The sequence below is a fragment of the Ruegeria sp. YKSE079 genome (genome assembly GCF_059612845.1).
The window spans coordinates 1-21322 of record NZ_JBXWRJ010000009.1 but is presented as its reverse complement, the minus strand read 5'-3'; the positions used below and the strand labels follow the sequence as shown (position 1 = coordinate 21322).

The 21322-nt window shown below is 60.2% G+C and carries 22 protein-coding genes; 11 read left to right on the top strand and 11 right to left on the bottom strand.

Annotation, left to right across the window (positions count from 1 at the left end; genetic code table 11):
* Positions 1-96: 96 nt before the first annotated feature.
* Together AC2FMY_RS09890 and AC2FMY_RS09885 are read left to right on the top strand one after the other, a co-directional pair.
* Positions 97-555, top strand: a complete 459-nt coding sequence (locus AC2FMY_RS09890; RefSeq protein ID WP_496807325.1) for an NUDIX hydrolase — start codon at positions 97-99, stop codon at positions 553-555.
* A gap of 92 nt (positions 556-647) precedes the next feature.
* Entirely contained in the window at positions 648-2126 is a 1479-nt protein-coding gene (locus AC2FMY_RS09885; protein ID WP_480749440.1) for an inorganic phosphate transporter, read from the top strand.
* A 21-nt stretch (positions 2127-2147) separates the two neighbouring features.
* Here AC2FMY_RS09885 and AC2FMY_RS09880 read toward each other — a convergent pair whose 3' ends face one another.
* The 4 genes from AC2FMY_RS09880 to AC2FMY_RS09865 form a co-directional block, all read right to left on the bottom strand.
* A complete protein-coding gene (locus AC2FMY_RS09880; protein ID WP_496807361.1) occupies positions 2148-3011 on the bottom strand; it encodes an amidohydrolase family protein in 864 nt (287 codons plus the stop codon).
* Positions 3012-3596: 585 nt separating this feature from the next.
* The gene (locus AC2FMY_RS09875) at positions 3597-4592 is read right to left on the bottom strand and encodes a helix-turn-helix transcriptional regulator (RefSeq protein WP_496807360.1); all 996 of its coding nucleotides are present in this window, start codon (positions 4590-4592) and stop codon (positions 3597-3599) included.
* 223 nt (positions 4593-4815) lie between these two features.
* Positions 4816-5811 carry a 2-dehydropantoate 2-reductase gene (locus AC2FMY_RS09870; protein ID WP_496744186.1) on the bottom strand — a complete coding sequence of 332 codons (996 nt, stop codon included), beginning with the start codon at positions 5809-5811 and terminating at the stop codon, positions 4816-4818.
* A gap of 62 nt (positions 5812-5873) precedes the next feature.
* Positions 5874-6851, bottom strand: coding sequence for a sterol desaturase family protein (locus AC2FMY_RS09865; protein ID WP_496744184.1), 978 nt, complete (start codon positions 6849-6851; stop codon positions 5874-5876).
* A gap of 103 nt (positions 6852-6954) precedes the next feature.
* Here AC2FMY_RS09865 and AC2FMY_RS09860 point away from each other — a divergent pair, with 103 nt between their 5' ends.
* Positions 6955-7932 (top strand): LysR family transcriptional regulator, encoded by a 978-nt coding sequence (locus AC2FMY_RS09860; RefSeq protein WP_480749445.1) that lies wholly within the window; start codon positions 6955-6957, stop codon positions 7930-7932.
* On the opposite strand, the gene argF is transcribed toward AC2FMY_RS09860, so the two are convergent.
* The 3 genes from argF to AC2FMY_RS09845 form a co-directional block, all read right to left on the bottom strand.
* Positions 7907-8833 carry an ornithine carbamoyltransferase gene (gene argF, locus AC2FMY_RS09855; protein WP_496744182.1) on the bottom strand — a complete coding sequence of 309 codons (927 nt, stop codon included), beginning with the start codon at positions 8831-8833 and terminating at the stop codon, positions 7907-7909. The genes AC2FMY_RS09860 and argF overlap by 26 nt on opposite strands.
* Before the next feature lie 76 nt (positions 8834-8909).
* On the bottom strand, positions 8910-10097 hold the full coding sequence (locus AC2FMY_RS09850; RefSeq protein WP_496807324.1) for an aspartate aminotransferase family protein: 1188 nt from the start codon (positions 10095-10097) through the stop codon (positions 8910-8912).
* A gap of 242 nt (positions 10098-10339) precedes the next feature.
* Positions 10340-10600 (bottom strand): zinc ribbon domain-containing protein, encoded by a 261-nt coding sequence (locus AC2FMY_RS09845; RefSeq protein WP_209598147.1) that lies wholly within the window; start codon positions 10598-10600, stop codon positions 10340-10342.
* Between the two features lie 74 nt (positions 10601-10674).
* On the opposite strand from AC2FMY_RS09845, the gene AC2FMY_RS09840 reads away from it, so the two are divergent.
* From AC2FMY_RS09840 to AC2FMY_RS09830, 3 genes are all read left to right on the top strand, one after another.
* Positions 10675-11040 carry a MerR family transcriptional regulator gene (locus AC2FMY_RS09840; RefSeq protein ID WP_496744180.1) on the top strand — a complete coding sequence of 122 codons (366 nt, stop codon included), beginning with the start codon at positions 10675-10677 and terminating at the stop codon, positions 11038-11040.
* A 52-nt stretch (positions 11041-11092) separates the two neighbouring features.
* Positions 11093-11971 carry a DMT family transporter gene (locus AC2FMY_RS09835; protein ID WP_496744178.1) on the top strand — a complete coding sequence of 293 codons (879 nt, stop codon included), beginning with the start codon at positions 11093-11095 and terminating at the stop codon, positions 11969-11971.
* Positions 11972-12101: 130 nt separating this feature from the next.
* Positions 12102-13343 carry an MFS transporter gene (locus tag AC2FMY_RS09830; RefSeq protein WP_496744176.1) on the top strand — a complete coding sequence of 414 codons (1242 nt, stop codon included), beginning with the start codon at positions 12102-12104 and terminating at the stop codon, positions 13341-13343.
* On the opposite strand, the gene AC2FMY_RS09825 is transcribed toward AC2FMY_RS09830, so the two are convergent.
* Positions 13340-14143 carry an ABC transporter permease gene (locus tag AC2FMY_RS09825; protein ID WP_480749582.1) on the bottom strand — a complete coding sequence of 268 codons (804 nt, stop codon included), beginning with the start codon at positions 14141-14143 and terminating at the stop codon, positions 13340-13342. The genes AC2FMY_RS09830 and AC2FMY_RS09825 overlap by 4 nt on opposite strands.
* Before the next feature lie 129 nt (positions 14144-14272).
* On the opposite strand from AC2FMY_RS09825, the gene AC2FMY_RS09820 reads away from it, so the two are divergent.
* On the top strand, positions 14273-14848 hold the full coding sequence (locus AC2FMY_RS09820; RefSeq protein ID WP_480749451.1) for a GcrA family cell cycle regulator: 576 nt from the start codon (positions 14273-14275) through the stop codon (positions 14846-14848).
* A gap of 259 nt (positions 14849-15107) precedes the next feature.
* Here AC2FMY_RS09820 and AC2FMY_RS09815 read toward each other — a convergent pair whose 3' ends face one another.
* Entirely contained in the window at positions 15108-15623 is a 516-nt protein-coding gene (locus AC2FMY_RS09815) for a YHS domain-containing (seleno)protein (protein ID WP_496744174.1), read from the bottom strand.
* Between the two features lie 246 nt (positions 15624-15869).
* Here AC2FMY_RS09815 and yghU point away from each other — a divergent pair, with 246 nt between their 5' ends.
* Entirely contained in the window at positions 15870-16748 is an 879-nt protein-coding gene (gene yghU / locus AC2FMY_RS09810; protein WP_480749453.1) for a glutathione-dependent disulfide-bond oxidoreductase, read from the top strand.
* A 48-nt stretch (positions 16749-16796) separates the two neighbouring features.
* Here the strand turns inward: yghU and AC2FMY_RS09805 are convergent, their stop codons facing one another.
* Entirely contained in the window at positions 16797-17585 is a 789-nt protein-coding gene (locus AC2FMY_RS09805) for an SseB family protein (protein WP_496744172.1), read from the bottom strand.
* Complete coding sequence (locus tag AC2FMY_RS09800) at positions 17578-18168, bottom strand: uracil-DNA glycosylase family protein (protein WP_496744171.1); 591 nt, start codon at positions 18166-18168, stop codon at positions 17578-17580. The genes AC2FMY_RS09805 and AC2FMY_RS09800 overlap by 8 nt, the downstream gene beginning before the upstream one ends.
* Before the next feature lie 227 nt (positions 18169-18395).
* On the opposite strand from AC2FMY_RS09800, the gene AC2FMY_RS09795 reads away from it, so the two are divergent.
* From AC2FMY_RS09795 to kdsA, 3 genes are all read left to right on the top strand, one after another.
* The gene (locus AC2FMY_RS09795; RefSeq protein ID WP_480749456.1) at positions 18396-19055 is read left to right on the top strand and encodes an ABC transporter ATP-binding protein; all 660 of its coding nucleotides are present in this window, start codon (positions 18396-18398) and stop codon (positions 19053-19055) included.
* Entirely contained in the window at positions 19033-20610 is a 1578-nt protein-coding gene (locus tag AC2FMY_RS09790) for a KpsE/RkpR family capsule polysaccharide export protein (protein ID WP_480749457.1), read from the top strand. The genes AC2FMY_RS09795 and AC2FMY_RS09790 overlap by 23 nt, the downstream gene beginning before the upstream one ends.
* A gap of 5 nt (positions 20611-20615) precedes the next feature.
* Positions 20616-21322: 3-deoxy-8-phosphooctulonate synthase (gene kdsA / locus AC2FMY_RS09785; RefSeq protein ID WP_496807323.1), on the top strand; the 707-nt coding region annotated here is incomplete at its 3' end.

Sequence of the window (21322 nt, the reverse complement as noted above, 5' to 3'; positions counted from 1 at the left end):
GGTTGTGAATAAATTCTGCGCCTCCCGTTGAATCCGACCGCGAAACCTTTATTTAAAGCGGCATCGATTTATCAGCGCGAACACGAAATCGGTCCGATGAACAAACGGTTACGGAAAGCTTGGGAAGAGGTTGTGCGACCTCTGGTCCGGCGCCCTGACGGGGTGCAGGTTGCGGCGCTGTGCACGCGGCCCACCAAGCGCGGCGACGAGGTTCTGCTGATCACCAGCCGGGGATCGGGCCGCTGGATCGTGCCCAAGGGCTGGCCCATCGACGGGCTGGACGGGCCGGAAAGCGCACTTCGCGAGGCGTGGGAAGAGGCCGGCGTGCGCAAGGCGAATGTCTGGCAAGACCCGGTGGGACGGTATTCCTATGACAAGGTGCTGGATGACGGGTCGTCGCAGACCGTCCGGACCAGCGTCTACCGGTTGCTGGTCGACAGCCTGTCAGACGATTACCCCGAGGCGCATGAGCGCAAGCGGAAATGGATGTCTCCGGCAGATGCTGCCAACCGGGTGAACGAACCCGAACTGCAGGCCATTCTGCGTCAATTGTAGCGCATTCACGAAGGTTTTTTGACGTTTCTCTTGCGGGTCGGGGGGCAAGCGACTAGTCGCGGGCGCGACGTGACACCTGCTGCCGAAAGATCATGACCGATTCACCGACACCAACCCGCTGGAAATCCCTCGATAAGGACCTCAAGCGCATCTCGCGTGTGGAGGCGGCCACGAGCTATGTCTCGCGTCCGCTGGTTGCACCGGGCATATCGCTGGCCTTCATCGTGCTTGCAGGTCTGGTGGCGTCAGTTTTTTTTGGCGGTGTCAGTGGCAACGTCATTGTCATCGCTGCGGCGGCGTTCGGGGCCTATATGGCCATCAACATCGGCGCAAATGACGTGGCCAACAACATGGGGCCTGCGGTGGGCGCCAATGCCCTGACCATGGGCGGGGCCATCGCCATTGCAGCAATCGCCGAAAGCGCGGGCGCCTTGCTGGCGGGCGGTGACGTGGTGTCGACCATTTCCAAGGGCATTATCGATCCGGCATCGGTCGAGGATACCCAGGTCTTTATCTGGGCGATGATGGCGGCGCTGATATCCTCGGCCCTGTGGGTGAACCTGGCCACATGGGTTGGTGCACCGGTATCGACCACGCATTCGGTCGTGGGCGGCGTGATGGGGGCCGGCGTCGCAGCGGCGGGCCTGTCGGCGGTCAGCTGGTCGACGATGGGCACGATCGCGGCAAGCTGGGTGATCTCGCCAGTGCTGGGCGGTGCGATCGCGGCACTGTTTCTGGCGCTTATCAAGCACAAGATCCAGTATCAAGACGACAAGATCGCCGCCGCGCGCCGCTGGGTCCCGATACTCGTGGCGGTCATGGCGGGCGCTTTCTCCTCTTACCTTGCGGTCAAGGGACTGAAAAAGATCGTCAAGATCGATCTGGAATACGCCCTGTTGATCGGTCTTGTCGCCGCGGTTGCGTCCTGGGCCATCACCGTGCCGCTGGTGCGGCGCAAATCCGAGGGCATGGAGAACCGCACCAAGTCGGTCAAGACGCTGTTCGGCCTACCGTTGGTCATTTCGGCGGCGCTGTTGAGCTTTGCCCATGGTGCCAATGACGTCGCCAATGCGGTCGGTCCGCTGGCGGCCATCGTGCACGCGACCGAGTTCGGCAGCTTTTCCGCCAAGGTATCGATCCCGAGCTGGGTGATGGTGATCGGGGCGTTCGGCATCTCGTTCGGCCTGTTCCTGTTCGGCCCCAAGCTGATCCGCATGGTTGGCAGCCAGATCACCAAGCTGAACCCGATGCGCGCCTATTGCGTGGCATTGTCCGCCGCCATCACGGTAATTGTCGCAAGCTGGCTGGGCCTGCCAGTCAGTTCCACCCATATCGCGGTGGGCGGTGTCTTTGGCGTAGGATTCTATCGCGAATGGCATTCCGATCGCCGGCGGCGGAACTCGGCCAGCCAGACACCGGCCGAGTTGCGTCTGGCGCGTGAAGAACGCCAGCGCCGCAAGCTGGTGCGGCGGTCGCATTTCATGACCATCGTTGCCGCTTGGGTGATCACTGTGCCTGCCGCCGCACTCATGTCGGCGGTGATCTTCCTGATCCTGAACACGCTGGTTTGATCTGAGTCGTCTGTTGGCAGTTCAGTTCAGCGTGTTCTTGTGGATCACTCCGTCTTTCATGATGATCCTGAGGTTCTCGTGGTTCGTCACCGCGCTCAGGTCCTCGAGTGGGTTGCCATCCACAAGCAGTAGATCGGCATATCCACCTTCGGCGACTGTGCCCAGGGTGCCTTCCTGATAGGGATTGCGCATATCGCCGCTGAAGGCGAACAGTTCCCCGGCCGTGCTGGTCGCCATGCGCAGAATTTCCACCGGCTTGTACCAGGGTAGAAGGCGTTCCATCATTTTTGCCTGCTCCTCGAACATTTCGGCAGGGACAAAGAACAAATCGGTACCGTAGGTCACCTTGAGGTTCGGAATTTCCTTGGCCCATTGATAAACATTGGCGGTACCCTCGCAGACCTGAGCCAGCTTGGCGTTCGAGAAATCGTCCAACTGCGGTTCGTTGCAGACGGTAAAGGGCTGGGTGCTGAGGAACACGCCCTCTTCCGCCATGCGCTGCAAGATTTCCTTGGTCAGAAGCTGGCCGTGGCCGACATCCTTGACACCTGCGTTGATCGCCCGCTCGATGGCGCTGGGGTGATAGGCGTGTACGGTGACATAGGTGCCCCAATCGGCAGCTGTATCGACAGCGGCCTTGATTTCCTCAAACGTGAACTGGTTACCCAACAGAGGGTCCGCCGGCGAGCTGTAGCCGCCACCGGCCATCACCTTGATGTGCGAAGCCCCAAATTTCAGGTTCTCGCGCACCGCCGCAAGTACTGCAGGCACCCCATCGACCAGGAAGCCGTGACCCTGCTCGTAGGGGGCTGCCAGATCGCCGCCAAAGCTGGGGTTCGCCTGATTTGGAAAGCGGAAATCGCCGTGTCCGGCAGTTTGGCTGATCGCACCACCGGCCGGATAAATCCGCGGCCCCGGAACCAGCCCCTCGTCGATTTTTTTTCAGCCCGAATGTGTTTCCGCCCATGTCCCGGATCGAGGTGAAGCCGCGCATCAGCATAGCTTCGGCGTCGATGGTCGAGTGAATGTAGTTGTAGCCTTCGAGGCCAACCAGGAAATTCACCTGGCTGAGCGAGCCGAAGGCAATGTGGGTATGTGTATCGGACAAGCCCGGCATCAGCGTGCGCCCCCCGCCGTCGATCACCGTGGCCCCGGCGGCATCGATTGCTTCGGTCGAAAACTTTCTGATCAGGTTTCCTTCGACAAGCACGTTGGCATTTTCAATCCTGGTGTCGCTGACCCCGTCAAACACATGTACATTCGTGAAAAGAACTTGTCCGGCATCCTCTTGCGCGGATGCCAGCGATGCGGTCGCTGCTGCAATAACTGAAAGAACCAAGCATTTCATTAGCATCTCCTGTTGGTAGAGAATTTGCGCCATCAAACGAGACGTTTCGTTCACTGTGCTACGTTGGCTGGTATTTGTATTGACATTTCGCGCCACCTGAAGTGGCAAACCATTCCGACAAGTCAATGCGTGTAGAGGCCTTGCCATGCGCCCGGGGCGATACCCATTGTCCTGCTGAATGCACGGGTGAAGCTTGATTGTTCTGAGTAGCCCAAGGCCGTACTGATCTCGGCCAGCGACAGGCTGCGGTCGCGCAACATATCCATCGCCAACCGGGTTCTTTCCTGCGTTAACAATGCCGAAAACGTCAGGCCGTTTCCCTTGAGCTTGCGTTGCAGGGTGCGCGGACTGACTTCGAGGATTGCCGAAAACTCTGCCAAGTTTTGGACTTGCCCGTCAAGAAGATAGGGCCTCAGCACTTCGCCCAATGTTCGCGACGGCTGCGATTTCGCCGTCTCATACAAATGCCCCGGACCCGGTGGGGTCGAGGTGATTGCAGCAAATCTGCGCGAAAGTAGCGCCCCGGGAAACCTGACCTCGAGTTGAGGACAACCGCATGACACCCGGGTTCCCGGCAATAGTCTGTCGATTTCCGCAGGGCTGGCCCATGTTGACATCACGGCCACGGAGTCAGGCGCGAAATCCGGGCCAAGTACACTGCGCATGATCTGAACGATGATCCACACACAGTTCCAGTCCGAATAGTTCAACCACGTCGAATTTGGCCGCGGATCCGCCACCGTTATGATGACGACCGCTGTCTGGTTCCGGATCTGAATTGCGCCGCATCTGGTGGGGTTGACGATGTTCAGGGCGACAAAAAAACGCAACAGCGCCTGCCAGACGGATAGCGCCCCGGCGACCCAGCTTTTGAAGGGGTCTTCGAAAGCTTCGAACTTTTGTTCGGACGAGGCGTAAAAACCCAGGTTTGCGAATCCCTCACGCCTTCCGAGATCGTGCAGAACTCGGTAAGTACGTGGTGAATACAATCTGACGTCGGGACGCTCAAGCGCGAGTGTCGGCAAACCGTTTCGGGCGAAGGCGTGTTCGACATTCAACCCGGCCCGGGACAAAGCCCGAATATGGGGAATAATCCTTGCGGACCGTGTCGATTGCATAATCATCGTAAACGCAACTCTGAATACGAAAAAGGCATACTTCGTCGTTGTCTGATCGCAGCCGACCTTGTCGTACGGCACGATTGGCAGGCCGGATCGACCAATTTTGCATTAAGATGTCCGTATTTGCCAGTATTTTGGCACGGGACGAACCGACGGCCCATAGGACACCCAGATCACCCACACCTATAACCGAAATGCCAAGGCATTTGAGTGCTGGATTTCAATTCACCGCCGCAATCCACGCAGAGTCGAGACCGGGGTTGCGGTTGCCCGATCGTGAGGCGTCGCGGATCAGCGTGGCGACCCTGTTGCAGATCGGGGTCGGGACGGAATGCACTTCGCCCAGCCGGATGATCTCGCCCTGCAGGCTGTCGATTTCGGTTGGGCGCCCCGCCTTGAGGTCATATGCCATCGACGTGCGCGCGCTGGGGTCGATGGTCAGCATCTGCGCGGCGATCCGGGTAAAGACCGGCGTGGGCAGGCGCAGGATATGAGGCACCATCCAGGCAGGCACCGGCGTGTGCGAAGCCACCTCGATGCGGGCGGCTTTCAGCACGCCCAGCGCCTCGGCCATCTGGTCGGCCATCAGCCGCCGCCACTCCCGGTCCAGCAACTGTTCGCGCAGGGTCAGCCCGGACAGGGCGTTGAGCGCGTTGTTGAGGTTGATCACCAGCTTGCCCCATTGCACCGCTTCGATCCGAGTGGTCTCGACAATCGGCAGGTATGGCACCGACAACTTCCAGGCCAAATCGCCCGGACCGCCCTTTATCATGATATCGCCCGATGTCGCCCGATGCCAGGTCGCCGGGCCGGTGGGGACCACGTTGAACGGCACCATCGCGGGGCGGATATCCCGTTTGGGCAAATGCGCGCGGAGCATCCGGGCATTTGCAAGACCGTTCTGGAAGGACAGCACCGGGGTGATGGCCAGCGCGTATTGGCCGATCAGGTCCGCCATCTCTTGGGTTGCGCCGCTTTTCACGGTGACGATAACGGCATCGGCCAGCGCCATGCAGGCGGGATCCGTCGTCAGGGTAAGACGGTCGACCGGGACGGTCAGCTTGAGTCCCGAGAAATCGGTGACCGTGAGACCGTGCTCTTCGATCCGGTCGAGAATGCGCGAACGGCCCAGCAGCGTGACGTCATGGCCACTTGCCGCCAGCAATCCGCCGCAAAAACAGCCGATGCTGCCCGCGCCCGCGATGGTTATGTGCATGCCCCCGTGTCCCCCTTTCCCCGGCGCTATCATTGGGTGAATCCGGCGCCAAGGCAACGGGGCTATTGCGAGCGGCGCTGGCGGCGGTCTTTTAGGCGGGTGTGGGCTTCGGGTGTACCATCATGGAAGGTGCCGAACCAGAGGTCCCATGGCATTTCCAGATTGCCATAGTTCACCTCAAAGTAGCGGTGGTGCATCTGGTGGTGGAAGGTACCCAGCGCCAAAGTTTTGCGATCGCGCACCAACAGGCTTTCGAAACCGGTATGCGAACTGGCTGCCGTCAGGCCCTGATGGAACAGGTGGAACAGGACGTGCATGGGGTGCGACGGTACGATCAGGTGGATCACAACGGAGGAGAAAAAGAATAGTGCCTCGACAGGGTGCATGGACAGACCGGACCACGGACCAACATTGACGTTGCGATGATGCAGAGCATGCGCCAGCCGATAGAGCGGCCCCCAATGCAACACCCTATGAATCCAGTAGAAGTGGAACGAAATCCAGACCGGTGTCAGCAGCAGGATCAACACGAAGAGAAAGGGGTGGTCTGACGGCATGAACACCGGCAGCCAGCCGCGCGCCATGCCATGCAATATTGCCACTTCCCAGAGCGTCCAGCAGCCGACACCGCTAGTCAGGCTCCAGAACATGTTGTCATGTATCTGATTGGAAAAGCTGAACTGCCGCCCCTTGTCCGACAGCGGGCGCGGGTCGAATTTCAGGCGGTCACCCTGCAGTTTGCGACCGAAGAAGAACAGGTGCAGCCCGCCAGCAACCAGCAGCATCAGCCCGATGTTGCGCAGCCAGATGAGCGCAATCCAATCCGGTGACAGGGTGACCATACGGTCAAGCGAAGGCGTCAGCCAGATCCAGCTGATCATGGCCAGCGCCAGCACGATCACGTTCTCGGCGACGCCAAGCCACCGCGCGGTAACCCAGCGCACCATGCGGCGCGGGTCAGGCGGCCATGAAAAGAATGGAGAAACCAGAATTGGCGTTTCCGGAATGTGAGCCCATCCGGGCAACTGCGGTTTGGTCATCGGAGGCTCCGTACGGATGCAGCACACCGTGACAGCTTTGACTTCCCATGAAAAACAGAAAATATTGGAGAATAAGAACAGAAAAATCGAATTGGGCCTGGATATGGATGAATTGCGCCTGTCGTTGCGCATGCTGCGGTCTTTCATGGTTGCGGTCGAAACCGGATCAATCGCCGGCGCGGCAGAGGTATTGAATCTGGCACCATCGGCAGTTGCCGCTGCGCTGGACCGGGTTGAGGCCGAGTTCGGCACAACGCTGGTCCGGCGCGCACGGGCCCGGGGCATAGCGCCAACCCCGGCTGGTCAGGCGCTGGCTGCGCGGGTGCGTGGGCTGATTGAGAGCTATGGCGACGTCATGCACGAAGGGTACGCGTTGGGTCATGCGCTACAGGGCAAATTGCATATCGGTTATTATGCCCCCACCGCGCCCGCGTTTCTGCCAGCCATTCTGAACCCACTGCTGGCAAGGCACCCGAATATCACGCTTGATTTGCGTGAATGCGACAACATCACCGCGCAAACCGGTTTGCTGGAGGGCAGGCTGGATATCAGCATCTTTGCCGGAGACGAGTTGCTGGCCGGTGTGGAAACGCGTCCGCTGCTGGATTTGCCGCCCTACGTGCTGCTGCCCGAGGGCCATGCCCTGGCCGCAGACGCAGAGATCGATCCGCAAGCTTTGACGGGACAGCCGATGGTGGTGTTGGATCTGCCGCTTGCAGGCCCTTATGTGCGTGGTTTGCTACGGCGGGCCGGGATAGAGCCGCACATCGCTGCCACGGCCAGCACGCTGGAAATGGTGCGGGCGCTGGTCGGGGCCGGGTTGGGTATCGCCGTATTGAACATGCGCCCCAAAACGATGCTGAGCTATGCAGGGGATCCGCTGGTTGCGCGACCGCTGGGCGGCGGTCTGCCCGGTTTGCATCTGGTTTCGGGGAGGGCCGAAGGTCCTCCGCGCAAGGTGGTTCAGGTAATAGAGACGGCGCTGCACGACTGGTTCGCAGGGCCGGAGGCGCAGGCATTGGTTATGCCCGGCGCGACGGCCGGGCAATCCCCGATCACTGCTCCAGACACCAGCGCATGATGGCCTTTTGCGCGTGCAGGCGATTCTCGGCCTCATCGAAGATGACCGAGTTCGGCCCGTCCATGACCTCGGAGGTTGCTTCTTCCTCACGATGTGCGGGCAGGCAGTGCATGAACAGCGCGTCAGGTTTGGCATGTGACATGAGTTCCGCGTTGACCTGATAAGGGCGCAGCATGTTGTGACGACGTTCCTTGGCGGATTGACTGTCATGCATCGAAACCCAGGTGTCGGCAACCACCAGATCAGCGCCCTCGACCGCTTTGTGCGGGTCCCGTTCGATGACGACTCTGGAACCCTTCTGGCGGGCAAAACCCATGAACTCTTCTTCAGGGTCAAGCTGGGCCGGGCCGCTGAAGGTCAGATCGAAGCCGAATTGACCGGCGGCGTGCAGGAACGAGGCGCAGACATTGTTGCCATCGCCGGTCCAGACCACTTTCTTGCCCGCGATGGGGCCGCGGTGTTCCTCGAACGTCAAAACATCGGCCATGATCTGGCAGGGATGGGTGCGATCGGTCAGGCCGTTGATGACGGGCACGTCGGAATATTCGGCCATCTCGGTCAGGATGGTCTCATCAAAGGTGCGGATCATGATCATGTCGACATAGCGCGACAGCACACGGGCCGTATCGGCAATGGTTTCGCCGTGACCCAGCTGCATGTCCTTACCTGACAGCACCATGGTCTGGCCGCCCATCTGGCGCACGCCAACGTCAAAGGACACGCGCGTCCGGGTGGAGGGCTTTTCGAAGATCAGCGCGACCATGCGGTCTTTTAGCGGCTGTTCGTCATCAGGGGCGGCCTTGGGACGGCCCAGACGCGCCTGTTTCATCGCGCCCGCCTGATCGATCATGGACCGCAACGCGGTGGCATCGGTTTTGTGGATGTCGAGAAAATGGTTCATATCGCTTCGCTTTTGGCTGGTCGGGCGGTGGGGGCCTTGCCCCCACACCCCCGGAGTATTTGGGAAAAGATGAAGCTCAGGCAGTTGCGAGCTGTGTTTCGATCTGATTGGCGGCCTTTTCGAGGCGGATCATGGCCTGGGCGATGTCATCCTCGGTCAGGGTCAGGGGCGGCAGCAGGCGGATGACGTTGTCGGCGGCGGGGACGGTGATGACCAGATTGTCATAGCCCGCATTGACCACATCTATATTTGGCGCCTTGCATTTCAGGCCGAGCATCAGGCCCGATCCGCGCACCTCTTCGAAGACCTCGGGGTGATCGGCGACCAGGCCTTCGAGTTTCTGGCGCAACAGGCCGGCCTTGCGGTTGACACCTTCGAGAAAGGCGGGTGTGGCGACCTGATCGATCACCGCACAGCCCACGGCGCAGCCCAGCGGGTTGCCGCCATAGGTGGAGCCATGCGTGCCTGCGGTCATACCGGACGCCGCATCTTCGGTTGCCAGCACAGCGCCGAGGGGGAAACCACCGCCGATGCCTTTGGCGACCATCATGATATCCGGGGTGATCCCGGCCCATTCATGGGCGAAGAGCCTGCCGGTCCGACCGACGCCGCATTGCACCTCGTCCAGGATCAGCAGCAGACCGTGTTCGTCGCAAATGGCACGCAGGGCCTTGAGTTCGGCATCGGGTACGGGGCGGATGCCACCCTCGCCCTGAATCGGTTCGATCAGGATGGCTGCGGTATTTTCCGTGATGGCGTCGGTGACACCGTCGAGATCGCCAAAGGTGACGTGGACAAAGCCCGGCAAAAGCGGGCCAAAGCCTTTGGTCATCTTCTCGGACCCGGCCGCTGCGATGCCCGCCGACGACCGGCCATGGAAGGAACCATCGAAGGTGATGATCTCAACCCGTTCGGGCTGGTCTTTGTCATAGAAATACTTGCGGGCCATTTTCACGGCCAGTTCACAGGCTTCGGTACCGGAATTCGTAAAGAATGCCGTATCCGCAAAGGTGTGTTCGACCAGCTTGTCTGCCAGTGCCTGCTGTTGCGGGATGTTGTAGAGGTTCGAGACATGCCACAGCGCATGGGCCTGTTCCGTCAGGGCGGCCACCAGCGCCGGATGGGCGTGGCCCAGCGCGTTCACCGCGATCCCTGCGCCGAGGTCCAGAAAACGTCGGCCATCCGCCTCGGTCAGCCAGGCGCCTTCGCCCTTTACAAATGACAAGGGCGCGCGGTTATAGGTCGGCAGAACGGACGGGATCATTGGATCATCCTTTTCGGGTCGTTTGAGCCTCGTGAGTGATACACGAAGGCCCGGTTCGTCAACAGATTTGGTGAGATTTGTGCCAATTTGGCAGGCACATGGGATCAAACAGGCCGATTACGCAGAGAGGCGTCGGCGTCGGAGCAGCTGGATATGTGCGCGTTTGATCATGGCCGCTCTATAGACGTGAAAAGACAGCCTGAAAACCCTATTATTGCCGCAGGGTCAAAATTGCCGCCGGATCATCCCGCCGAGCGCCAGCGGTCGAGCTTGCCCATGCCGCGAGTGAAAGCCCAGGCAAGGATGCGGGGCATGCCTTTGGCGACAAGGGCATCGACGCAATGAGACTGAAACTCTTCCAGCGATGCGTCGGGATGGCGGAACGCACCGTTTTCGTAACACAGCGAGCAGTAACGCGTGCTTCGCCCGCCGTCAGCTTCGGACCCGCCGCCCTGGGGATCTTTTGACAGCGGCATGCCGCAACTTTGGCATTTGGGACCCATGGTGCTTGTCCTTGCAGATAATGACTGTCTGACATAGGATCAAAACCATGGAGTTAAGTCAACGGTTTTGAAACATGCGGATCGGGGAACTTGCGCGGCGCAGCGGGCTGAGCCGCGACACGCTGAGGTTTTATGAACGCCAAGGGCTGATCCGGTCAGATCCGGGGCCGGACAACACCAACAGCTATCGCGACTATCCCGAAGACGCGCTGATCACCCTGGAGCAAGTTGCCGATGCACAGGCGGCAGGCATCAGCATTGCGGAACTGGTCATGTTGCTGGGGCAGTTGGAAGCCGCCGATCCCGACAGCTTTGACGGCGAGGCGTTTCTGCAGGACCGGATTGACGAGGTCGAAGCGCGGATTGTGCGGGCGGAGCGTTTTTTGGACAGCCTCAAACAAGCCAAGGCGGCGCTGGCGGCCCCACCGGTTTTGCGCTGAGCGCTGAATTGCGTCTTGCCAAGGCCCCTTTTTTGGCGCACCGCTTTCGCCCATGTTCACCCCGAAGGCGCAAAATCCTGCTTTGGCCGCAGGGCTGATCTTTGTCGCGACCGCCTTTATCGCGGCGACGACGCTGTTGGCCAAGGCCTTGGGGACGGATACACTCGGGCCTCCCTTGCACGCGATGCAGATCAGTCACGGGCGGTTTCTGTTCGCTTTTCTGGTTATCGTTATGGCGGTGGCGGCGTTCCGCCCACACCTGACGCGGCCCCATTGGAGGCTGCATCTGGGCCGGACGAGTTTCGGCTGGGCCGGTGTGACGCTGATGTTTGCTTCGGTCGCCTATATTCCGATGGCGGACGCCACCGCGATTTCCTTTCTCAACCCGGTATTCGGCATGGTGCTGGCAATCCCACTTTTGGGCGAGCGGGTTGGCCCGTGGCGCTGGCTGGCGGCAGGTGTCGCGCTTATCGGGGCACTGGTTCTGCTGCGCCCTACGCCGGCGAGTTTTCAGCCTGCGGCTCTGCTAGCGCTGACGGCAGCGGCAGTGATTGGAATGGAGCTGATTTTCATCAAAAAGCTGGCGGGGCGCGAGATCGCCTTGCAGGTTCTGCTGATCAACAACGCGATGGGCCTGACCATTGCGTCGGTGGCCGTGCTATTCGTCTGGCACGAACCCACGCCCGCCCAATGGGCGGCGCTGGCGGGCGTTGGCGTTTTGATGGCTTGTGCGCAATTCTGTTTCGTCAATGGTATGGCGCGTGCCGATGCCTCTTTCGTGGCGCCGATCAGCTATGCCACGCTGATCTTTGCTGCGTGTTATGACTTTGCTGCCTTTTCTGTCGTTCCCGATCTGGTCACGGTCACGGGGGCCGCGATCATCCTGACAAGCGCGCTTATCCTGGTCTGGCGAGAAGCGAGACGCCGCTAAGCTTATGTTCCACGCAACCCAGTAAAATTCCCGAAATCCGGGTCCATGCGCGACGCCCATGTCGCAATTGTTGATGAAGCAATGGTGCAATCCGGCAATTTTGGCGCTTGTTGGTTAGAAAGATTGCCGCATGCACGAAAGACGCATTCCCGAGTGGGTTCGCCACGCTCCTGCCCCATCCGTTCGCGATTTCGGCATCCTTGCCGGTCTCGAAGCGGTTGTGCGCGGCATTCTGATCTCGGTCTTTCCCCTGGTGCTGTACCGGGCGCTGCAGGATGCGGCACAGGTCTCGTTTCTGTATTTCCTGGTTGGCATCGCCTCGCTGTCCGCAGGTCTGATGGTACCTTTTGCCATCCGTTTCATCCCGCGCCGCTGGGCCTATACGGGCGGTACGCTACTCTATGTCACCGGGGCCGGTCTTGCCATTCAGGGCACGCCTGAAACCGTCATGGCGGCGCTGGCCTGCAATACGGTGGCCGCAGTTGTCACCTTCATCTGCTTCAACGCCTATGTGCTGGACTATATCGATCGGATCGAGCTGGGAAGATGCGAAACGAGCCGAATGTTCTATAGCGCTTTGGGCTGGACAGCCGGGCCGATGGCCGGGGTGCTATTGATGGAGGTCTGGCCACCTGCCCCGTTTGTCATAAGCGGTACGGCAGCGATCCTGATGCTGGCGGTGTTTTGGTGGCTGAGGCTGGGCAACGGCAAGCTGATCGCAAAAGCGCGCGGTCCGGCACGAAATCCACTGGCCTTTCTGCCGCGCTTTTTCGCGCAGCCGCGGCTGGTTGCCGGGTACATGTTTGCCATGATTCGGTCCTGCGGCTGGTGGATTTATGTGGTCTATCTGCCAATCTTTGCCATCGAAAACGGGTTAGGTGAGCAGCTGGGCGGCATCCTGTTGTCGCTGACCAACGCCATGCTGTTTGCAGCGCCGCTGATCCTGCGCTGGGTGCAGGGGCGGTCGCTGCGCAGCGCGGTCCGTATCGGGTTTCTGGCCTGCGCGGCCTGTTTCGCCGGGGCGGGCGTGTTGTCGGGCTGGCCCGTCGTGTCGGTAGCCAGTTTGGTCCTCGGCTCGGTCTGGTTGATCGTGCTGGATATCTGTGCCGGACTGCCATTCCTGCTGGCAGTCAAACCGTCCGAGCGCACCGAGATGTCGGCGATCTATTCCAGTTATCGCGATGTCTCGGGCATTCTGACACCTGGCGTTGCCTCGGTGGTCTTGCTGGTAGCACCGGTTGCGGGCGTTTTTGCCGCCGGTGGTCTTGCGCTGTTCGGCGCCTGGCAGGTCGCGGCGCGCCTGCATCCCAGGCTTGGACGACCGCGCATAGCGTTGCTGCCGGGTACGCTGGCCGAGCCGGAAACCGCCTAGGATTTGAGCCGGTATCCGGTTCTGATCATCTGCCATGTCACGCAACAAACCGCGACAGTCGCCAGCGTGCAGATCACCAGACCCACAAAAGGAGAGCTGTCGGAAACGCCGATCATCCCGAAGCGCAGCCCGTCAATAAGGTAAAAAACCGGATTGGCATGGGACAGCCGGTTCAGTACCGGCGGCAGCGCTTCGACCGAGTAGAAGGTGCCGGACAAGAAGGCCAGCGGCGTAACGATGAAGTTGGTGATCGCCGCCATCTGGTCGAACTTGTTGGCAAAGATCCCGGCAAATAGGCCAAGTGCACCCATGAAGGCGCCGCCGAGGATGACAAAGGCAAGGGCGACGAGCGGATGGTACGGAATCATTCCCAGCACCAGCGCCAATGCGATGCTGACGGCCAGCGCAATCAGGACGCCGCGGGCAACGCCCCCGGCAAGATAGCCCAGCAGAATTTCCAGCGGCGAGAGCGGCGGCATCAGCGTGTCGACGATATTGCCCTGCACCTTGGCTATCACCATTGACGACGAGGTGTTGGCAAAGGCGTTCTGGATCACCGTCATCATCATGATGCCTGGAGCCAGGAAGGTCAGGAATGGCACTCCCATCACATCGGGGCGCCCGGGCCCGATTGCGATGTTGAAGATCAGCAGGAACAGCCCGGCGGTCACCAGTGGCGCCAGCAAGGTCTGGGTCCAAACCGCGAGAAATCGCTGCACTTCGCGCTGCGCCAGCGTATAGAGACCCATCCAGTTGCAGCGGCCAAAGCGTGGTGCGCCCCGATCGACGAAATTCTGCATCATCCGCCCCTCATCCGATTCGAAGACAGCTTGTAACTCGGCGCACAGTGATTAGAATAGGGGCCTATGACGAATTCCGAAGGCGGCCGCGATCAAGGGGGCCGCTTTCCCGCTTTTGAAAGGCAACCCATGTCCTGGACTGACGAGCGTGTAGAGCTGCTCAAGAAAATGTGGGGCGAAGGCCAGTCGGCCAGCCAGATCGCCAAGGAATTAGGTGGGGTCACCCGCAACGCGGTAATCGGCAAGGTGCATCGTCTGGGCCTGTCGAACCGCACTACGGGCGCAGCTGCGGCCAAACCGGAACCCAAGGAAAAACCGACCCCCGCCCCGAAAGCCGAAGCAAAACCGAAACCCGCCCCCAAGACCGAACCGGCGCGCCCAGCCCCGGCGCCTGCGGTCGAGACCAAACCGGCCACACCGCCGCGCCGCCAGATCATCCCGGCGGGCCAACCGCTGCCGCCGCAACCTTCGGCCAATGAAATCAGCCCCGAAGCACTGGCCAAGGTCAACGAGATCGAGAAAAAGGCCAAGAAGCTGACACTGATGGAATTGACCGAGCGGACTTGCAAATGGCCCGTCGGCGATCCGGCGACCGAGGATTTCTGGTTCTGCGGCCTGCCTGTGGAACAGGGAAAACCCTATTGCGAGGCGCATGTGGGCGTGGCCTTTCAGCCAATGAGCGCCCGCCGCGACCGGCGGCGCTGAAACCTTTCCACAACCAGACAATGAACTACTCCGGTTTTCGGCGTGGTTTTGTTGCAGGGCATTACTGAACAGGAAGGTTGCTTGAACGCGTCGCGCCCCTTTTGGGGAAATCAGGGGCGCTGCCCCTCTTGCCCTGCGGGCAATTCACCCCCGGGGTATTTGGGACTAGAATGAAACAGACGCAGCCTGACTGAGTTGCAGACATAAAAAGCCCGGGCAGTACGCCCGGGCGTACACTCGTTACTCACATTCAGCCGATTTACTTGGTCGGAGCGCTGGAGGTGAAATTCGGGATCACGTTGGTCGATGCGGCATCGGGCTCGATGCCCGGCCAGTTCCCCTGAGCCAGATTGATGTTGCCGGGGATATCCTCTTCCCAGAAACCGACAACGTTCTTGGTGATGTTGAGATAAAGCTTGTCATCCACGATGCGCCACAGGTTCGGGTTGCCCGGAACCTTGCCGCCGCGCGACACGCCATAGGCGCAATGGCCGTCGTATTGCGGCGCGAAATGTTCTGGATTTGAAAGAAACTTTTCGCGATTCTCCTCGGAGACGAATGCCCAGGTGGCGCCGTTGTATTCGGCGGTGAAGGCGGCGTTGCCCTTGACGCCTTCGGGCTGCGCCTGACCGACGGCCGATTGCGACAGATCGCGATAGGCGACGACATCATAGCCGGACGCGGCGTAGCCGGTTCCGTCAACATATTGCGGGCCGGCATAGGCAGGAATGGCAAAGGCGGCCGTGGCGGCCAGCGCAGCAAGAAGACGTTTCATCAAATCGGTCCTTTCGGTTTTCCAATGCGCCGTGTGGCGGCGTCGGTTGATCTGCGAGGACAATATGCATTTCGGGCCGGGAACGAAGAGGGCCTCGCGGCTCTGTGACGGGCAAAGAAGTTTCGTGAGCTGAAATCGGGATATGTTACAGCTTTTTTATTCCACCTCTGGGGGTAGACATAGAAAAATGAAATATTAACTGAGCAAGAGGCACCCGGTGGCACGAACAACTCGAAGAGGCGCAGAATGAGCGATCTAACCAGCTATACTCCCCCGAAGATCTGGGTGTGGGACCGGGAAAACGGCGGGCAATTCGCCAATATCAACCGTCCCATAGCCGGCGCGACCCATGACCAGGACCTGCCGGTAGGCAAACATCCGATACAGCTTTACTCGCTGGCCACGCCGAACGGGGTGAAGGTGACGGTCATGCTTGAAGAGCTTCTGGAGCAGGGGCACGAAGGCGCCGAGTACGATGCGTGGCTGATCCAGATCGGGGACGGCGACCAGTTCAGTTCGGGCTTTGTCGAGATCAATCCGAATTCAAAGATCCCTGCGCTCGTCGACCGGTCCGGGGATGAACCGGTGCGGGTATTCGAGAGCGGTTCGATCCTGTTTCATCTGGCCGAAAAGTTCGGGGCTTTCCTGCCTGCAAGCGGCCCGGCGCGCACCGAGGTGATGAACTGGCTGTTCTGGCAGATGGGCAGCGCGCCCTATCTGGGCGGCGGCTTTGGTCATTTCTACGCCTATGCGCCGGAGAAATGGGAATATCCGATCAACCGCTTTGCCATGGAGGTCAAACGGCAGTTGGATGTGCTGGATCGGGAGTTGGCGAACAAGACCTATATCGCTGGTGAAGACTATTCGATTGCGGACATGGCGATCTGGCCCTGGTACGGACAACTGGTGCTGGGCCGAAACTATGGCGCGGCCGAATTTCTGGATGCGGAAAGCTATGAGAACGTGATGCGCTGGTCCAGGCAGATCGACGCCCGCCCGGCGGTGAGCCGGGGCCGCATGGTCAACAAGACATCAGGCGAGCCGAAGTTCCAGTTGCGCGAGCGGCACGCGGCGTCGGATTTCGAAACCCGCACGCAGGACAAGCTGGAGGACGCGGCGGAATAACCGCCCGACTGCTGCTTGAAGCGCCATGTTGTGATGGTGCGCCGGGCGTCACTTGAGGATCGGCGGCTTGGACGGGTCGCTGCCCGGTGTCGGGCGCAGAGGCTGCGGCGTCTCGGGCTGAGGCAGATCAAAACACAATCCCGTCTTCGCCAGCTTTTCAACGGCGCTGTCAGAGGCGGAGAAGAACCCGACATCCATTGTCCCAGCCTCGATGCCGGAAAAGGTCAAAGCCTCGGAGGCGGCCTTGGCCAAAGCCCCCTCCGCGCCATCTACAGCACCGACAAAGGCCAGAAGGTGCCCGCGGGTGCCAGTTTCGTCTTCGGTCCCGACCAGATACGCGCGTTGGACCAACCCGGCCGCAGTCGCAAGCTTGACGTCGAGCGCCTGGATCAGGACATCCGGCAAGCCCTTCGGGGCGAGAAACCGAGTGATTCGCGCCGATACCTCGTCGGGTTCGTGGCCGAGCGCATCGCTGAGCCACGCCAGCGCTTCGGCCGGGATCAGGATCGAGGATGGGGCAACTTCGAGGTTCAGACCCAGACCGATACCCTGCCCCGCCAGCATCGACGACAGCACCCGTCCCGACAATGCCGCATAGGGGGCGGGACGCCCGGCGAATTGCGCCAGCCTGTCCTCGCGGTCGAAAGCCAGCACGAAGCGGCCATCCGCCACGTCGAAAAGCTCGGGCGAGATGTTTTCACCCTGCGCCTCTTTGGTCAGCATCAGAAACAGTTCGCTGTCGGCCAACCTTTCATAGAAGCGCAAACGGGCGGCGTCGCTGTCGGGGGTGGCCTCGATTGCCGCATGAGCGACGTCCAGGGCAGTTGTTTCAGTCATTCAGAACCTCCTGCACCCGGGCGCGCAGCACCGGCAGCAGCTCTGCCTCGAACCACGGGTGTTTCCTGAGCCATGCCGTATTGCGCCAGGACGGGTGAGGCAAGGCAAAGACCCGCGGCGCATGGTCTCGCCAATTGCGAACGGTCTCGGTGACGGGGGCGCGGGCACGCAGGTGGTATTTGTGGGCGTGGCCGCCAACCAGAACGGTCAGAGGCATCTCTCCCAACTCGTCGATGACACGGTCGTGCCAGGTGCGGCGACAGATCGGCGGTGGCGGCAGGTCTGCATTGCGGGCATCGTACCCGGGAAAGCAGAACGCCATCGGAACCACGGCAACGCGGGACAGGTCGTAAAAGATATCCTCGTTCAGCCCAAGCCAGTCGCGCAGCCGGTCACCAGAGGGATCGGTGAAGGGGCGGCCCGACGCATGGACCCGTGCGCCCGGAGCCTGCCCCGCGATCAGGATGCGCGCACCGGGACGGAACCAGACAACCGGGCGCGGCAGATGCGCGGTTGCCGTTGCCGCGAACTTGTCGGCACACAGGCGACAGGCGCTGATTTCCCGGGCCACGGTCGATGTCATTGCAGTGTCTCCCCGATCGGGGCGACTTGTGCCGTCTGGCCCCGTAATGCTAGAGGCAGGTCAATGCCCGACCGCACAATTGGCCGGACGCATCAATCCCACGTTGATCATTTGTTTCACATTTCGACATAATGTGGCCAAGATAAAAGTGTACCCGGCATGCGGCCTGTACTGGCAGGGTCCGCGCCCACCGACAAAAACAGAGGCCACCCAGCGGCAGACGCACGATGCTAGAATTCGAGAATGTCAGCAAATCCTTCTGGACGGGCACCCAGCGTAAGGTGATCCTCGACCGCGTTTCCTTTCGGGTCGAGCTGGGAAAATCGCTGGGCATTCTGGCCCCCAATGGTACAGGCAAGACGACGCTGATCAACATGATGGCGGGGCTGGAAAAACCGGACGAGGGCATTATCCGCCGCGAATGCAACATCTCGTTCCCGCTCGGATTCATGGGCGGCGTAATCGGACGCATCTCGGCCATGGAGAACGCCCGCTATATCGCCAGGCTGTATGGAATGGACCCGGATTATGTCGAGGCTTATTGCCGGTGGCTGTGCGATCTGGGAGAGTATTTTGACCAGCCACTTGGCACTTATTCCTCGGGCATGCGGTCACGGTTCACATTTGCGTTGATGCTGGCATTGGATTTCGACATGTATTTGATCGATGAGGGGATGCCCGCAACAACGGATGTGGAGTTCAACAAGAAAGCAGGGTCGATCCTGCAGGAACGGTTGCGCACGACAACCATCGTGATCGTGTCGCACAGCCCGCAGATTCTCGAGAAATTTGCGCATCAGGCTGCCGTCCTGATGGACGGTAAGCTTTATCACTTTGAAACCTTGGAAGAGGCAACGCAGCTTTATGACTACCAAACCCAAGGCTAGGAAATATCGCATCCGGCGCGATCAGGCATCCGGCGCAGGTGAGGACGGACACGAAACCGGTCAGCTTTCACCAGCCGAGCGGATTCGCCGTGCATTGGGCCAGCACGAACCCGAGACGCAGGTGGGTGAAGAACTGGAGGCCATCAAGCGCGAGGGGCTGACCGGGCGACAGTTGCGCGTAGCAAGGCGTCTGGCGCAAAAGCACAAACTGCCCGCAACATCGGATTATGACGCGGTGCGTTTGCTGCGGCAGAAAGGGATCGACCCGACTAGCCGAACCAACGTGCTGGATCTGGTGGTTACGCAAACCCAGTCCGACGATGAACAACCACGCGACCGGATACAGCTGCCGCAAACCATCCGCGAGCGGCGCGAGACCCTGCCCTCGACCGAACTCAGCCCGTCGCAACGTCGCGAGATGGAGATCGGCAAGATTCAGCGCGATATTGCTCGGCGTCGCCGCAGAAAGATGTTCGGCCTTATGGCCCGTCTGGCGATGTTCGTCATATTGCCCACCGCGCTGGTCGGAACCTATTTCTATCGCTACGCCACGCCGATGTATTCGACCAAGTCCGAATTTGTCATCCTGCAAGCCGACGGAGCACTGGGCAGCGTTGGCAGCCTGTTTGCAGGCACCCAGTTCGCCACCAGCCAGGATTCGATCTCGGTCCAGTCATTCCTGGAATCGAAAGAAGCAATGCTGCTTTTGGATCGCGACGTCGGGTTCAAGTCACAGTTCCAGCAACCCTGGATCGACGAGATACAACGCCTGCCTGGCGATGCCAGCAACGAGGCGGCCTACAAGATCTACAAGCGATCAGTGAAACTTGGCTATGACCCGACCGAGGGTGTCATCCGGATGGAAGTGATCGCCCCTGATCCGCTGGTGGCCACGGAGTATTCCGAAAAACTGATCTCGTATGCCGAAGAACGGGTGAACGACCTGTCCGAACAGAAGCGCGAGGACCAGATGAAGGACGCGCGCGACAGTTTCGAAATGGCGCAGGCGGAACGTCGAAACGCGCAGGAGGCACTGGTCCAATTGCAGCAGGAAGGTGCGATACTGGATCCGGCCAGCGTGATTGCCAGCCTGCGCGCGCGGATCGACCAGGTCGAGGTGCAGTTGCAGGACAAGGAGCTTGAACTGGCCGCATTGCTGGACAACGCCCGCCCGAACAAGGCCAAAGTCGACGGTGCCCAGGCTGATATCCAAAGACTGGAAGCGGTGCTGGCATCGCTCAATGCCGAGATGCTCGACGCCTCGAACGGCGAGAACTCGCTGGCACAGCTTAACGTTCGCATTCAGATGGCACAGGCCGACCTGGCGTCACGGGATCTGATTCTGCAAACAGCATTGCAGCAAATGGAAACCACCCGGATCGAGGCCAACCGTCAGGTGCGCTATCTGACGGTGTTCGTAAACCCCGTGCCCAGCGATGATCCCAGCTATCCACGCAAGTTCGAAAATACGATTTTGGCATTTCTGGTTTTTGCTGGTATCTACCTCATGATCTCGCTTACCGCGTCGATCCTTCGTGAACAGGTATCCTCGTAAGACTCATGAAACATGTAAAAATCGCCGATCTGACAGTGGGCAACGACCTTCCGCTCACCATCATCGCGGGCCCGTGCCAGCTTGAAACCGCCGATCACGCGCAGATGATCGCAGGGCAGATGAAAGAAGCCTGCGACGCCGCTGGCGCGCAGTACGTTTTCAAAGCCAGCTATGACAAGGCGAACCGGACCTCGCTGTCTGGAAAACGCGGCATGGGCATTGATGCGGGGTTGCAGGTTCTGGATGGTATCCGCAAGACGATGGGCATACCGGTCCTGACCGATGTTCATACCGAAGCGCAGTGTGCCATCGCCGCCGAGGCGGTAGACGTCCTGCAGATCCCAGCGTTTTTGTGCCGCCAGACGGATATGCTGCTGGCTGCGGGTAATACGGGCGCAGTGGTCAATGTAAAAAAGGGTCAGTTTCTTGCGCCGTGGGAGATGCCGAATATAGTCGAAAAGATCGAAAGCACTGGCAATACCAACATCCTGCTGACCGAACGTGGCACTTCGTTCGGCTATAACACGCTGGTGGCTGATATGCGCTCCCTGCCACAAATGGCCCAGACCGGGTATCCGGTGGTGATGGATGCGACCCATTCGGTGCAACAACCCGGCGGGCGCGGCGGTTCGTCCGGCGGCCAACGTGAGTTTGCGCCTGTGATGGCGCGGGCGGCGGTATCGCTGGGAATCGGCGCAGTGTTCATCGAAAC